Consider the following 13940-nt stretch of genomic DNA (forward strand, 5'->3'; position numbering starts at 1 on the left):
CAACTAGAGATCACAAGTCGTCAATTCCCCACGTTCAACCATTGATCCACACTCCTGCCCCGACCTACACTGACCCAGTTCCACGATGGGCGCCCGACGGCCGGGTGTGTGCCGTCGGGGGGTGCACACCCGGGCCGTCGGGCGCTCGTGTTTCCCAAGGTGGCGACTACCTCCCGGTCACCGACGCCGACTGGCGTAGCGTGTGCGGAAATCCGGCCGAGACACGAGGAACCCGACCAGATGACCGCTCAGCAGCCCCACAAGGCAGGCGCGCTCCAGCACGCCGTCGAGTTGACCCGGAGCATCATCCCGCCGGTGCACCCGGGCGGCCGCCCGTTCATCTTCGGCGCCCTGGGCGCCACCCTGGCCATCCGGCTGGTCTCCCGCCGGGCCGGTGTGCCCGCCGCGCTGGTGACCGCCTGGCTGGCCTGGTTCTTCCGCGAGCCCAAGCGGGTCACCCCGCGCAGGCCCGGCATCGCCGTCGCCCCGGCGGACGGCACCGTCTCGCACGTCGTAGACGCGGTCCCGCCCGCCGAGCTCGGCCTGGGCGGGGACCCGATGACCCGGGTCAGCGTCTTCCTGTCGGTGTTCGACGTGCACGTCCAGCGCTCCCCCGCGACCGGCCAGGTCGTGCGCGCGGTGCACAAGTCCGGCAAGTTCCTCTCCGCCGACCTCGACGAGGCCAGCGAGGTCAACGAGCGCAACAGCCTGCACGTGCGCACCGACGACGGCCACGACCTGGCGGTCGTGCAGATCGCGGGCCTGATCGCCCGGCGGATCGTCTGCCAGGTGGCCGACGGCGACAAGGTCCTCGCCGGGACGACGTACGGCCTCATCCGGTTCGGCTCCCGGGTCGACCTCTACGTGCCCGCGGGCAGCCGTGTGCTGGTCGAACCCGGCCAGCGGACCATCGGCGGGGAGACCGTCCTGGCCGAGCTGCCGACGGCGGGCTGACCACCATGGCGACCCCCGGTGTCCGCCTGCTGCCCAACGCGCTGACCGTGCTGGCCATGTGCGCGGGCCTGTCCGCGGCCCAGTTCACGCTGAACCGCCAGTACGACGCCGCGATCGCCGCGATCGCCATCGCCGCCGTGCTGGACAGCCTCGACGGCCGGATCGCCCGGCTGCTCGACGCGACCAGCAAGATGGGCGCCGAGCTGGACTCGCTGGCCGACGCGATCTCGTTCGGCGTCGCGCCCGCGCTGATGCTCTACATCTGGCGGTTCGGCGGCGACCGGGTCGGCTGGGTGTTCGCGCTGATCTTCGCCGTGTGCATGGTCCTGCGGCTGGCCCGGTTCAACACGCTGCTGGAGGACACCCAGCAACCGCCGTACACCAAGGAGTTCTTCGTCGGCGTACCCGCGCCCGCCGGTGGGCTCTTGGTGCTGCTGCCGCTGATCCTCACCAACGAGTACGGCGACCACGGGCACTGGTGGCAGTCCAAGACGGCGGTGATGGTGTGGATGGTCGCCATCGCCGCGCTGGCCATCAGCCGCATCCCGACGTTGTCGGTGAAGACGGTCAAGGTTTCACCGCGTGCGGTGGCGCCGTTGCTGGTTCTTACCGGGCTGCTCGCCGCGGCCGTCATCACGTATCCGTTGCTGACGTTGGCCGTGGTGTTGATCGCGTACCTGCTGCACATCCCTTACGCGGTCCGGCGCAAGCACTGGCTGGCCAACCACCCGGAAGCCTGGGACGTGCCCGCGCGCGAACGCCGGGCGATCCGGCGGGCACACGGGTCGCAGCAAGGTCGACTCGGTGTGCGGCCACCGCTGCGCCGGGTCGCGGGCGCGGCTCGGCGGGCGGTGCTGCGGCCGATGCGCAACGCCGACTGGCCACGGTTCTCCCTGCCCAACGACCCACGTCCGCCGGGTGCCCGGGGCCGGGCATGGCGGCGCACCGGCATCCGGAAGAACCAGCGCCCGGGGGAATCCAAGCCCAGATAGGGGCTGTGGACAACTTTCGCCGCGATCTTGGGCGAACCTCTACTCTCGACGCCGTGGACACCCAGATCACCCTGACCGCGCGGCTCTCCCCCTCCGCGCTCGACACCCGCCGCGGCGTCGTCCGGCTGCACCCCGAGGTGATCGACGCGCTCGGGCTGCGGCAGTGGGACGCTGTGCGGCTCACCGGCGCCCGGGTCAGCGCCGCGCTCGCCGCCGAGGGCGACCACGGCGGGTCAAGCGGCGTGGTGCTGCTCGACGACGTCACCATGTCGAACCTCGGCGTCACCGAGGGCGCCGAGGTGGTCGTCTCGCCGGTCGAGGTGGCGGCGGCGCGGTTGATCACGGTGTCCGGGTCGCGGCTGGCGTCGACCTCGCTCACCCCGGAGACGGTCCGGTTGGCGCTGATCGGGAAGGTGTTGACGCTGGGCGACGCCGTGTCGCTGCTGCCGCAGGACCTGGCGCCGCCACCGGGGGCGGACGTGCCCGCCGTGCGCGGCAGGCTGTCCCGCGCGATCGGGATGACCTGGACCAACGAACTGCTGACGGTCACGGCGGTCGAGCCTGCGGGCGCGGTCACCGTGCACCCGTCCACTGTGGTCGGTTGGCGGGACGGCGTGCGCACCGGGGAGCGCGCGGCGGTCGCGGTCGGCGGCACCGAGGTGGCGGTGCGCACCGAGCCGCCGGTGGAGTCCGTTGTGGCCACTCCCCCGCCGGAGGTCGTGCCGCTGGCGGACCTGGTCGGCGCGCGGGAGGCGGTCCGCACGCTGGGCGAGTGGTTCGAGTTGGCGTTCGTCCGGCCGGACCTGTTGGAGCGGCTCGGCGCCGCCGCCCGGCTCGGGGTGCTGGTGACCGGGCCGGAGGGCGTCGGCAAGGCGAGCGTGGTGCGCGCGGTGGCGGGCTCGGTGGACGCGGCCGTGGTCGAGGTGGCCGGGCCGACGGTGGCAGTGCTGGAGGCCAACGCCGCGGCCGCCCGGCTCGACGCCGCCGTGCGGGAAGCGCGGGCGCGCTCGGCCGAGGGCGGGTCGGCGGTGTTGATGATCAACGACGTGGACGCGTTGCTGCCTGCGACATCGCCACCGCCGCTGGCCACCGTGGTGCTGGACACCCTGCGGGCCGCCATGCACATCCCGCGGGTCGCCCTGGTCGCGACGACCGCGCACCCGGAGGCCGTCGATCCCCGGCTGCGCGGGGTCGAACTGGTCGACCGCGAGCTCCGGTTGACGCCACCGGACGCCAAGACCCGCACCGACCTGCTGCGGGTGCTGTTCCGCGACCTGCCGGTCGAGTCCGGAGTGGACTTCGCCGCGGTCGCCGAGCGCACCCCGGGGTTCGTCGCGGCCGACCTGATCGCGCTGCGCCGGGAGGCGGCGATCCGGGCCGCGCTGCGGCAGAGCGCGAACATCGGCTCGGACGACGTGTTCGGGGCGCTGGGGACCGTGCGGCCGACCTCCGTCAGCACCACGTCGCTGCGCACCGGCGACGTCGCGCTGGACGACGTCGGCGACATGGTCGAGACCAAGCAGGCGCTCACCGAGGCCGTGCTGTGGCCGCTGCGCTACCCGGACTCCTTCGCCCGCCTCGGCGTCGACCCGCCGCGCGGGGTGCTGCTGTACGGGCCACCCGGTGGCGGCAAGACGTTCCTGGTGCGCGCGCTCGCCGGGACCGGGCAACTGAACGTGCTCGCCGTCAAGGGCGCCGAACTGATGGACAAGTGGGTCGGCGAGTCCGAGCGAGCGGTGCGGGAACTGTTCCGCAAGGCCAGTGAGGCGTCCCCGGCGCTGGTGTTCCTCGACGAGATCGACGCGCTCGCCCCCCGCCGCGGCCAGTCCGCCGACTCCGGCGTCGCCGACCGCGTGGTCGCCGCCCTGCTCACCGAACTCGACGGCGTCGAACCACTGCGCGACGTGGTCGTCGTCGGCGCCACCAACCGCCCCGAACTGGTCGACCCGGCCCTGCTCCGTCCCGGCCGCCTCGAACGCCTCATCTACGTCCCCCCACCGGACGCCGAGGGCCGCGCCGCCGTCCTCCGCGCCGCGGGCAAGAACACCCCCCTCGCCGCCGACGTCAACCTCGACACCTACGCCGAGTCGCTCACCGGCTACTCGGCCGCCGACTGCGCCGCCCTCATCCGCGAAGCCGCCCTCACCGCCATGCGCGAGTCACTGGCCGCCACCGAGGTCACCGCCCAGCACCTGGAAACCGCCCGCGCCAACGTCCGCCCGTCCCTCGACCCCGCCCAACTCGCCGACCTGGAGGCCTATGCGCACAACCGCCAAGCGCACTAGCGCCCAGCACAACTGAACAGAACCGCCACGCCAAGCGCACCCCCCCACCGGTCGAAGTGCGGGTCCTGGACACGCTCGGGCCGACCACCAGCGCCCACAGCCAACCCGTGCTCACCACAAGCAGGCGGGTCACTGCGACCGCAGGCGCGCGGGTGCGGAGAGTGGAGTGCACCGTTGGTGCGGGCGGGTGCTCGGTCCAAGCGGTGGGTGCTAGACGCTGCGCGGACTGCGGGCCGGGACACGACGCGGAACGCACCAACGGCGCAGGTGAACGCCTGCTCCAAGCAGGGCGGGGCGCGGCCGGGCGCGCGGACCGGGGACGCCACGCGGAGTCCACCAACGGTGTGGGTGAACGCCTGGTCAAAGCGGCGGGGTTGCGGCCACCGCACGGATCAGGGCTGGGACACGACGCGGAACTCACCGCCAGCCCAGGTGAGCACCTGGCCCAAACCGAGCGGGGCGCGGCCGGGCGCGCAGATCGCGCACCCGAACACGGCGCAGAGTCCACCAACGGTGCGGACGAACGCCTGGTCAAAGCGGCGGGGTTGCGGTCGCCGCGCGGGTCGTGGGCTGGGGCGCGGCGTGGAATGCATCGTTGGTGCGGGTGGGTGACCGGTCCACACAGTGGGTTGTGGCCGGTGCGCGGGTCGTGCACCGGGGTAGGGCGTGGGGCTACTTGTTGTTGTTCTTGTAGTCGTTGGTGACTATCAAGATCAGGCCTGGGGAGGCGCTCTTGATGCCTGCGAAGCGTTCTTCCACGCGGAAGCCGAAGCGGGCCGCGAGGGTGTGGGCGTCGGCTTCCTCGGTGGTGCCCGGTTCGTAGTAGACCGTGGTGGTGGCGATGCGGCCTTGGCCGTTGGCCTGCTCGGCGTAGTTGCCGACCTCGGTGACCGTCCAGCCCGCGTTGCGGATGTCCTTGGCGGCGTCGGCGGCGAGGCGGGGGATGGTGCTGTTGTTGTAGATGCGCAGCGGGCCGGTTGACTGGGGTTGGGTGCCCGGCGGGACCGTGGTCGCGGGCGGTGGGGCGGCGGCCGTGGTGGTTGTGGGCTGCTGCGTCGTGGACTGCTGCGTTGTGGGCGCCTGGGCCGAGGTGGGCGCGGGCGACGCCGCCGTGGTGGCGGGAGGTGGGAGCTGGGCGGTGGTCGTGGTGGCCGCGGGGGGTTGGGCCGTGGGCTGGCCACCGCCGCCGTCGAAGAGGGTGATGACGCCGATGACCGCGGAGGCGGCGGCGACGGCGAGCAGGGTGAGGCCCGCGACCCGGGCGGTACGGGGGCGGACGCCGGTCTCGGTGGTCATCGCGGGTCCATCCCCAGGCGTCGGGCAGCGCGGGCGCGGTGGCGGGTGGCGCGCATCCGGCGCAGCCGCTTGACCAGCATCGGGTCGGCCTCCATGGCCTCGGTCTTCTCGATCAACTCGTTGAGCACCTGGTAGTAGCGGGTGCTGGACAGCTCGAACAGCTCCCGGATGGCCTGGTCCTTGGCGCCCGCGTACTTCCACCACTGCCGCTCGAAGGCCAGCATGGCCCGCTCGCGGTCGCTGAGGCCCGCCCGCCGGGCACGGCCGCGCGGGACCGGCTGCTCGGGCGGCAACTCAGCGGCGTCCATCGGGCTCCTCGCCTCACGGGTCGGCTCCTGGCGGGCGAAAACCAGGCGCCCGGGGCCATTACACCACGTCACCGTCGGAAGTGATCGTCATGTCGGCGGCGCGTCCGGCCCGGCTCCCTTCTACGCTTGCCGCCATGACAGTTCACCCGATCCGCATCGTCGGCGACCCGGTGCTGCACAACCCGACGCGGCCGGTGGAGCGGTTCGACGACGAGCTCAAGACCCTGGTCGAGGACATGTACGAGACGATGGCCGCCGCGAACGGGGTCGGGCTCGCCGCGAACCAGATCGGCGTCGACCTGCGGGTGTTCGTCTACGACTGCCCGGACGACGAAGGCACGCGGCACCGCGGCGTCGTGGTGAACCCGGTGCTGGAGACCTCGGAGGTCCCCGAGGGCATGCCCGATCCGGACGACGACTACGAGGGCTGCCTGTCCGTCCCCGGCGAGACCTACCCGACCGGGCGGGCGAACTGGGCGAAGGTCACCGGGCAGGACCTGGACGGGTCGGCGATCGAGGTGGAGGGCACCGGCTACTTCGCGCGGTGCCTGCAACACGAGACCGACCACCTCGACGGCTACCTGTACCTGCACCGGCTCGTCGGCAGGCACCAGCGGGCGTCGAAGAAGATGCTCAAGTCGAACAAGTGGGGCGTGCCCGGCCTGTCGTGGGACCCGGCCGAGTCGGACGACCCGTTCGCGTAACTCGGTCGCCCTGGGCAGCCGCCGGGGCGCATCATCTCCGGCCATGACCTGGTCCGGTTTCCTCGCGTTCCTGTTGGCGTCCGTCGTGCTCGCCATGGTCCCCGGTGTGGGGACGGCGATGCTGCTGCGGCAGTCGATCCGGGGTGGACGCCGGGGTGCGCTGGCGACGGTGGCGGGCATGGAGGTCGGTGTCGCGGTGTGGGCGGTCGCGGCGGCGCTGGGGTTGTCGGTGCTGCTGGTGGCGTCGACCGTGGCGTACGAGGTGTTGCGGGTCGCCGGGGTCGGGTTGCTGCTGTGGTTCGGTGGGAAAGCGCTGTTCGGCAAGCACGAGCCGGCCGAACCGGCGGCACCGGCGAAGGGGTCCGGGTTCCGGGCGGGGTTGGTGGTGAACCTGGCGAACCCGAAGCTGGCGGTGTTCGCGATCTCGTTCCTGCCGCAGTTCGTCGAGCCGGGGGCGGGCCGCTGGGCGCTGGTGCTGCCGGCCGGGTTGTGGGTGGTGGTGGACACCCTGTGGTACCTGCTGGTGATCGCGCTGCTCACCCGGGTCATGGGTTGGCTGCGGCGGGACCGGGTGCGGGTCCGGCTGGAGCGGCTGTCCGGCGTGGTCCTGATCGGGCTGGGCATCCGGCTCGCCATCGAGTCGTGAATCCGAGTCGCGAACCCGAGTCCTATTCGGACCGCCAGGGCAGTTCGGCCAGGGCCGCCATCGCGGCGAACCCGTCCGCCTCACCGAGTTCGTCCACCCGGCCCGCGATCAGGTGCACCCGGATGCGGCTGGTCTGCACCGGCGTCGGCACCGCGCCGACCAGCAGGAACGGCAGGGCGAGCCGCCAGAAGCCGGTGACGTTGGCGCGTTGTTCGCCCGCCCCGCGCAGGGCGGCGACGGCGAGCCGGAGGGTGTGTTCGTTGCCGGTCATCGCCGTCGCGGGGGCGCCGTGGTCCCAGGCCCAGCGGGACTGGTCGGTCTTCGCGCAGTGCACGCAACCGGCCCCGGTGCCCAGTTCGGCGCGGCAGACCGGGCAGGCGATCAGCCGCATGGCCCAGTCGGCGCAGGTCCACGGGTGGGTGCCCGCGGGGGCGGCGAGCACGGTGGCCGCCAGTTCGCGCTCGTCGGTGTCCCCGCGCAGGGCGACCCAGTCCGCCAACCACAGCTCGTCGACCCGTTCGGCGCAGGTCAGGCACGCCGGGTAGCCGCGGCCGACCGGGTCACCGCAGGTCGGGCACGGCTCGACCCGCTGGGGGCGGGCCGCGAGCCTGGCTCCGGGCGGGTACGGCAACGGCATGCCGGGAACCTTAGTGGCTCACTTGGCAGCCTCGGCGCCGCTGGCTAGTGTCGGTCCGGACCACAACTGAACACCGCGGGAGCTCGCGCCATGGCGGGCTGAGAGGGCGGCTGGTGTCCCATCCGAGGACCCGGTGCTGCCGACCGCTGAACCTGACCGGGTAATGCCGGCGTAGGGAGACATCTCGTGACCGCTCTTGACGACCGCTCCGTGCGGCCCACGGTGACCACCGGACCGATCTCGGGTTCGCGCAAGGCGTACCGGGAGACCGGGGACGGGTTGCGCGTACCGGTCCGCCGGGTGGAACTGACCAACGGCGAACACCTCGACCTGTACGACACCTCGGGCCCGTACACCGACGCGGACGCCACCATCGATGTCCACAGTGGACTGCCCAAGCTGCGCGAGTCCTGGGTGGCCGACCGGGAACCGGTGAACGGCGCGGTGACCCAACTGGCGTACGCCAAGGCCGGGATCATCACGGCGGAGATGCGGTTCTGCGCCGAGCGCGAGGGCGTGTCGGCGGAGTTCGTGCGCGACGAGGTGGCGATCGGCCGGGCGGTGATCCCGGTGAACCGGCGGCACCCGGAGTCCGAGCCCGCGATCATCGGCAAGAAGTTCCACGTGAAGATCAACGCGAACATCGGCAACTCGGCCGTGTCGTCGTCGATCGAGGACGAGGTGGACAAGCTCGTGTGGGCGACCCGGTGGGGCGCCGACACGGTGATGGACCTGTCCACCGGCAAGCGCATCCACGAGACCCGCGAGTGGATCCTGCGCAACTCGCCGGTGCCGATTGGCACGGTGCCGATCTACCAGGCGCTGGAGAAGGTGAACGGCGACCCGGCGGCGCTGAGCTGGGAGGTGTACCGGGACACCGTCATCGAGCAGTGCGAGCAGGGCGTCGACTACATGACGGTGCACGCGGGCGTGCTGCTGCGGTACGTGCCGCTGACCGCCAAGCGGGTGACCGGAATCGTGTCCCGCGGCGGGTCGATCATGGCGGCGTGGTGCCTCGCGCACCACCAGGAGAGCTTCCTGTACACCAACTTCGCCGAACTGTGCGACATCCTGCGCGCCTACGACGTCACCTTCTCCCTCGGTGACGGGCTGCGACCGGGATCGATCGCCGACGCCAACGACGAGGCCCAGTTCGCGGAGCTGCGGACACTGGGCGAGCTGACCCACATCGCCCGCGAGCGCGACGTGCAGGTCATGATCGAGGGCCCCGGCCACGTGCCGATGCACAAGATCGCCGAGAACGTGCGGCTGGAGGAGCAGTGGTGCGGCGAGGCGCCGTTCTACACGCTCGGGCCGCTGGCCACCGACATCGCCCCGGGCTACGACCACATCACCTCGGCCATCGGCGCCGCGCAGATCGGCTGGCTGGGCACCGCGATGCTGTGCTACGTCACCCCGAAGGAGCACCTCGGCCTGCCCAACCGGGACGACGTGAAGACCGGCGTGATCACCTACAAGATCGCCGCGCACTCGGCTGACCTGGCCAAGGGCCACCCGCGGGCGCAGGAGCGCGACGACGCGCTGTCCAGGGCCCGGTTCGAGTTCCGCTGGACCGACCAGTTCAACCTGTCCCTCGACCCGGACACGGCCAGGTCGTTCCACGACGAGACCCTTCCCGCCGAGCCTGCCAAGACGGCACACTTCTGTTCCATGTGCGGACCCAAGTTCTGCTCGATGAAGATCACCCAGGACGTGCGCAGGTACGCCGAGGAGCACGGACTGTCCTCTGTGGAGGCGATCGCGGCCGGGATGACCGCGAAGTCGGCGGAGTTCGCCGACCAGGGCGGCACGGTGTACCTGCCGGTGGTCGGGTCGTGACCACGCCGCCTCGCGCGCTGACCATCGCCGGGTCCGACTCCGGCGGCGGTGCGGGCCTGCAGGCCGATCTGCGCACCTTCTTCGCCTGCGGGGTGCACGGGATGACCGCGATCACGGCGGTCACCGTGCAGAACTCGCTGGGTGTCACCGGGATCCACACGATCCCGGCGGACGTGGTGGCCGCGCAGATCGAGTCGGTGGCGGGCGACATCGGCGTGCAGGCGGCGAAAACCGGGATGCTCGCCACCGCGGAGATCATCGACGCGGTGGCGGGCGCCTGCGACCGGGTCGGGATCGGCCGCAGCGGGACCGTCCCGTTCATCGTCGACCCGGTGTCCGCGTCGATGCACGGCGACCCGCTGCTCAGCGACGCGGCCATGCGGGCGATGCGCGGGGAACTGTTCCCCCGGGCGTCGCTGGTGACGCCGAACCTGGACGAGGTGCGGTTGCTGACGGGGATCACCGTGCGGTCGCAGGCGGAGCAGCGCACGGCGGCCAAGGCGTTGTTCGAGTTCGGGCCGCAGTGGGTGTTGGTGAAGGGCGGTCACCTCTACGGCTCGCCGGAATGCCTCGACCTGCTCTACGACGGGACGGACTTCCACGAGTTCGTGGGGCCCCGCTACGACGTCAAGCACACCCACGGCAGCGGCGACACGCTGGCGTCGACGATCGCGGCGGGGCTGGCCAAGGGGTTGGACATGGTGGCGGCGGTGGCGGCGGGGAAGAAGGTCATCCAGCGGTCGGTGCTCAACGCCTACCCGCTGGGGCAGGGCGTCGGCCCGGTGTCGCCGCGGTGGCGGCTGCCCGACTTCGACACGTTCCTGCTCGACTGACCGCTCGTGCGCACCGACCCGCCTGCGCCACCCGGGGGACCTGGTCACCGCGACGGGGCGCGCTCCCGGCACAATGAGGTATGACGACATCGGCCGAGCCAGCCGCTGGTGACGTGCCTGCCCGGCTCTACCTCGCGATCGGGCGGCTGTCCCGCGCGCTGCGCCGCTCCGGCGCCCCGGGCCTCGGGCACGGCTCCATCTCCGCGCTGTCCACTTTGGTCAACTGCGGCGAGCTGCGGCTCGGCGACCTCGCCACCAAGGAGGGGGTCGCCGCGCCGACCATGTCCCGGATCGTCGCCGGCCTGGTCGACGCGGGGCACGTCGCCCGGGAGCCGGACCCGGCCGACCGGCGGGCGTGGCTGGTCCGGGCCACCGAGTCCGGCGAGCGCATCGTGTCCGGGGTCCGGTCGTCCCGCGTGCACGAGTTGGGGCGCAGGCTGGACCGGCTGAGCCCGGCCGACCGCGACCGGCTGGTCGCCGCCATCCCGGTGCTGGAGACACTGCTCACCGACTGACTGCTCACCGGCTGATCGTCAGCGCGGCGGGCTGGAAGCCTGCGCCCAGAAGCGTTGCGGGATGCGGCCCGCGGACCGGGCGAGGCGGCCCGCGTGGACGGCGGACCGCATGGCGGTGGCCATCTTCGCCGGGTCGGCGGCCCGGGTGACGGCGGTGGCCAGCAGGACCGCGGCGCAGCCGAGCTCCATGGCCAGGGCGGCGTCGGAGGCGGTGCCGATACCCGCGTCGAGGACCACCGGGACCCGGGCGCGGGCGACGATCAGCTCGATGTTGTGCGGGTTGCGGATGCCGAGACCGGTTCCGATGGGCGATCCCAGCGGCATCACGGCGGCGCAGCCCGCTTCTTCCAGGCGCAGGGCCAGGACCGGGTCGTCGTTGGTGTAGGGCAGCACGACGAACCCGTCGTCGACCAGGGTTCGCGCCGCGTCGAGGAGTTCGACCGGGTCGGGCAGCAGCGTGCGGTCGTCGGCGACGACCTCCAGTTTGATCCAGTTCGTGCCCAGGGCCTCCCGGGCGAGGCGGGCGGTGAGGACGGCATCGGCGGCGGTGCGGCAGCCCGCGGTGTTGGGCAGGGGGTCGATCCCCAGCCTGCGCAGGATGTCCAGGACACCGGTGCCGCCGGTCGGGTCGACCCGGCGGAGGGAGACCGTGGTCAGTTCGGTGCCGGAGGCGACGAGAGCGCGTTCCAGGACGGCCAGGTTGGCGGCTCCGCCGGTGCCGGTGATCAGGCGGGAGGAGTACTCGCGGTCGGCGATGACGAGGGGGTCGTCCACGGGTCAGCCCCCCTGCACGGCGGTCAGGACTTCCAGCTCCGCGCCCGGGTCGAGCAGGGTCGCGGCGTGTGCGGCACGGGGGACGACCTCGCCGGCGAGGGCGACGGCGATCCCTCCCACGGGCATGGCAAGGGCGGCGAGGACGTCGGCGACGGTGGAGTTGTCGGGGACCTCGTGCCGGTTTCCGTTCACCACGACGATCACCTGGGCACCTCCGGGAAGCGGGCGGGGTCGGCGGCTCGGACGACGTCCGCGACTTCCGAGCCGGTGACGAGCGATACGACGGCGGCCGCGGTGATCGGGGCCAGCAGCAGACCGTTGCGGTGATGGCCACTGGCGGCCAGCACGCCGGGCTCGATCCAGCCGATGAGCGGGAGGTTGTCCGGACTGCCCGCGCGCAGACCCGCGGCGGTCTCGACCAGTTCGTACTCGGCGATCCCGGGCAGCACCTGCTCGGCGTCGCGCAGCAGGTCCCGGACCCCGCCCGCGGTCACCGTCTCGTCGAAGCCGACGTCGAGTTGGGTGGCGCCGAGCACGAGTTCGCCGGTTGTCCGCGGGACCAGGTACACCGGGCGGGATTCGACGTGCGCGCGGATGGTGCGGGTGGGTACCGGGAGGGCGCCGGGGCGGGACCGCAGTCGCAGGATCTCGCCCTTCACCGGGCGCACCAACGACATCCGCGGGTGTAAGCGGCCGCTGCGGGCACCGGCGGCGATGACGACCACCGAACACTCCACAGTGGACTCGTCGGCGAGGTCGACCGCGCCGCCGCGCACCGACCGGGCGGCCGTGGTGACGAACCGCACACCCGATCGGCGGCAGGCGTTGTGCAGCGAGGCGAGCAGGGCCCGGTTGTCCACGGCCAGGTCACCGGGCACGTGCAGTCCACTTCGGACTCCACGACCGAGGCCGGGTTCGATGGCGCGCAGCTCCCGGGCGGTCAGCCGCCGCACCTCGCGACCCAGCGCGGCCAGGTGGCCGGCGAGCAGGTCTTGGGTACCGACGTCGGCGGAGTCCACCGCCACGGCGAGGGTGCCGTCCAACCGCAGCCCCGGATCGCCGCCAACGGGGGTGAGCCGGGCGGCGAAGTCGGGCCAGGCGGCCAAGGCGGCGGTGCCCAGTTCCAGGGCGTCCTCCTCGCCGGGCCACGACTCGGTGACCGGGGCGAGCATGCCGCCCGCCACCCAGGACGCGCCGCGACCCGGGTCCGGGTCGACCAGGGTGACCCGGCGACCGGCGTCGGCCAGCGCCCACGCGCACGACAGCCCGATGACGCCGCCGCCGACCACGGCGACGGACCGATCAACTCCCATGTCCCTCACGCTCCCTGCGCCGGCATGACCCGGATCAGGTTCGACGGTCGGAGCGGCAGCTCCCTCTCAGCCCGTACCCCGGACTCCCGTGCGACCGGTGCCCACCGTAGCGCAGGCGCCCGCGGTTCGACCCACTAGCGTCACCTCCATGCCAGGACTCGACGGGGACCGGATCAGGGCCAGGCTGGCCGACGCGCGGCTGTACCTGTGCACCGACGCGCGCACCGAGCGGGGCGACCTCGCCGACTTCGTGGACGCGGCGCTCGCGGGCGGGGTCGACATCGTCCAGTTGCGGGACAAGCGCGACGGCGTGCCGCTGGAGGCGGGACCGGAGCTGCGCGCGCTGGCGGTGATCGGCGAGGTGTGCGCGGCGCACGGCGCGCTGCTCGCGGTCAACGACCGGGCCGATGTGGCGCTGGCCGCCGGGGCCGACGTGCTGCACCTCGGTCAGGACGACCTGCCGGTGTCGGTCGCGCGCGGCATCCTCGGCGACCACGTGGTGATCGGCCGGTCGACGCACGACTTCGCGCAGGCCATCGCCGCCGAGAACGAGCCGGGGGTGGACTACTTCTGCACCGGCCCGTGCTGGCCGACCCCGACCAAACCCGGTCGCACCGCGCCCGGCCTCGACCTGGTCGTGGCCACCGCGGCGGCCGCGCCGAGCAGGCCGTGGTTCGCCATCGGGGGCATCGACGCCGCCCGGTTGCCACGGGTCACGGCGGCGGGCGCGCGCCGGGTGGTGGTGGTCCGGGCGATCACCGAGGCGGCCGACCCCAAGGCGGCGGCGGAGGCGCTCGCCGCGGGCCTGCGGTCCGGCACAGTGGACTGAGACTTCGGGCAGACT

At 72.7% G+C, this 13940-nt stretch carries 15 protein-coding genes and 1 riboswitch; of the genes, 9 read left to right on the forward strand and 6 right to left on the reverse strand.

Translation table 11 applies throughout. The features are described from left to right. Positions 1-240: 240 nt before the first annotated feature. Genes H504_RS0112220 through H504_RS0112230 form a run of 3 tightly spaced genes read left to right on the forward strand, consistent with a single transcriptional unit; the run spans position 241 to position 4231 of the window. Positions 241-954, forward strand: a complete 714-nt coding sequence (locus tag H504_RS0112220; protein ID WP_026422999.1) for a phosphatidylserine decarboxylase — start codon at positions 241-243, stop codon at positions 952-954. 5 nt (positions 955-959) lie between these two features. Next, complete coding sequence (gene pssA, locus H504_RS0112225; RefSeq protein WP_035304144.1) at positions 960-1946, forward strand: CDP-diacylglycerol--serine O-phosphatidyltransferase; 987 nt, start codon at positions 960-962, stop codon at positions 1944-1946. Positions 1947-1999: 53 nt separating this feature from the next. Then, positions 2000-4231, forward strand: a complete 2232-nt coding sequence (locus H504_RS0112230) for an AAA family ATPase (protein ID WP_026423000.1) — start codon at positions 2000-2002, stop codon at positions 4229-4231. Between the two features lie 672 nt (positions 4232-4903). On the opposite strand, the gene H504_RS0112240 is transcribed toward H504_RS0112230, so the two are convergent. Both H504_RS0112240 and H504_RS0112245 read right to left on the reverse strand, forming a co-directional pair. After that, positions 4904-5527 (reverse strand): LytR C-terminal domain-containing protein, encoded by a 624-nt coding sequence (locus H504_RS0112240; RefSeq protein WP_026423001.1) that lies wholly within the window; start codon positions 5525-5527, stop codon positions 4904-4906. Further along, on the reverse strand, positions 5524-5835 hold the full coding sequence (locus H504_RS0112245; RefSeq protein WP_026423002.1) for a DUF3263 domain-containing protein: 312 nt from the start codon (positions 5833-5835) through the stop codon (positions 5524-5526). Before H504_RS0112245 ends, H504_RS0112240 begins: the two co-directional genes overlap by 4 nt. Positions 5836-5969: 134 nt before the next feature. Between H504_RS0112245 and H504_RS0112250 the strand changes: the two genes are divergently transcribed. Then, the gene (locus tag H504_RS0112250; RefSeq protein WP_026423003.1) at positions 5970-6539 is read left to right on the forward strand and encodes a peptide deformylase; all 570 of its coding nucleotides are present in this window, start codon (positions 5970-5972) and stop codon (positions 6537-6539) included. Between the two features lie 43 nt (positions 6540-6582). After that, positions 6583-7185, forward strand: a complete 603-nt coding sequence (locus H504_RS0112255) for a LysE family translocator (protein ID WP_026423004.1) — start codon at positions 6583-6585, stop codon at positions 7183-7185. Between the two features lie 22 nt (positions 7186-7207). Here H504_RS0112255 and H504_RS0112260 read toward each other — a convergent pair whose 3' ends face one another. Next, positions 7208-7822 carry a hypothetical protein gene (locus H504_RS0112260; RefSeq protein WP_026423005.1) on the reverse strand — a complete coding sequence of 205 codons (615 nt, stop codon included), beginning with the start codon at positions 7820-7822 and terminating at the stop codon, positions 7208-7210. 186 nt (positions 7823-8008) lie between these two features. Here H504_RS0112260 and thiC point away from each other — a divergent pair, with 186 nt between their 5' ends. The 3 genes from thiC (at position 8009) to H504_RS0112275 (ending at position 11009) form a co-directional block, all read left to right on the forward strand. Then, entirely contained in the window at positions 8009-9661 is a 1653-nt protein-coding gene (thiC, locus tag H504_RS0112265; protein ID WP_026423006.1) for a phosphomethylpyrimidine synthase ThiC, read from the forward strand. Continuing rightward, positions 9658-10494, forward strand: a complete 837-nt coding sequence (gene thiD, locus H504_RS0112270; RefSeq protein ID WP_026423007.1) for a bifunctional hydroxymethylpyrimidine kinase/phosphomethylpyrimidine kinase — start codon at positions 9658-9660, stop codon at positions 10492-10494. Before thiC ends, thiD begins: the two co-directional genes overlap by 4 nt. Positions 10495-10574: 80 nt before the next feature. Further along, positions 10575-11009, forward strand: coding sequence for a MarR family winged helix-turn-helix transcriptional regulator (locus tag H504_RS0112275; protein ID WP_026423008.1), 435 nt, complete (start codon positions 10575-10577; stop codon positions 11007-11009). A gap of 18 nt (positions 11010-11027) precedes the next feature. Here the strand turns inward: H504_RS0112275 and thiG are convergent, their stop codons facing one another. The 3 genes from thiG to thiO form a co-directional block, all read right to left on the reverse strand. After that, positions 11028-11783 (reverse strand): thiazole synthase, encoded by a 756-nt coding sequence (thiG, locus tag H504_RS0112280; RefSeq protein WP_026423009.1) that lies wholly within the window; start codon positions 11781-11783, stop codon positions 11028-11030. Positions 11784-11786: 3 nt separating this feature from the next. Beyond that, entirely contained in the window at positions 11787-11987 is a 201-nt protein-coding gene (gene thiS, locus H504_RS0112285; RefSeq protein WP_026423010.1) for a sulfur carrier protein ThiS, read from the reverse strand. After that, a complete protein-coding gene (gene thiO / locus H504_RS0112290; protein WP_026423011.1) occupies positions 11984-13096 on the reverse strand; it encodes a glycine oxidase ThiO in 1113 nt (370 codons plus the stop codon). Before thiO ends, thiS begins: the two co-directional genes overlap by 4 nt. Beyond that, positions 13091-13196: riboswitch (TPP riboswitch) on the reverse strand. Its footprint overlaps the gene before it by 6 nt. A gap of 48 nt (positions 13197-13244) precedes the next feature. Here thiO and thiE point away from each other — a divergent pair. Beyond that, the gene (gene thiE, locus H504_RS0112295) at positions 13245-13925 is read left to right on the forward strand and encodes a thiamine phosphate synthase (protein ID WP_026423012.1); all 681 of its coding nucleotides are present in this window, start codon (positions 13245-13247) and stop codon (positions 13923-13925) included. Positions 13926-13940 lie beyond the last annotated feature (15 nt).

The sequence above is a fragment of the Actinokineospora inagensis DSM 44258 genome (genome assembly GCF_000482865.1).
Taxonomy (GTDB): Bacteria; Actinomycetota; Actinomycetes; order Mycobacteriales; family Pseudonocardiaceae; genus Actinokineospora; species Actinokineospora inagensis.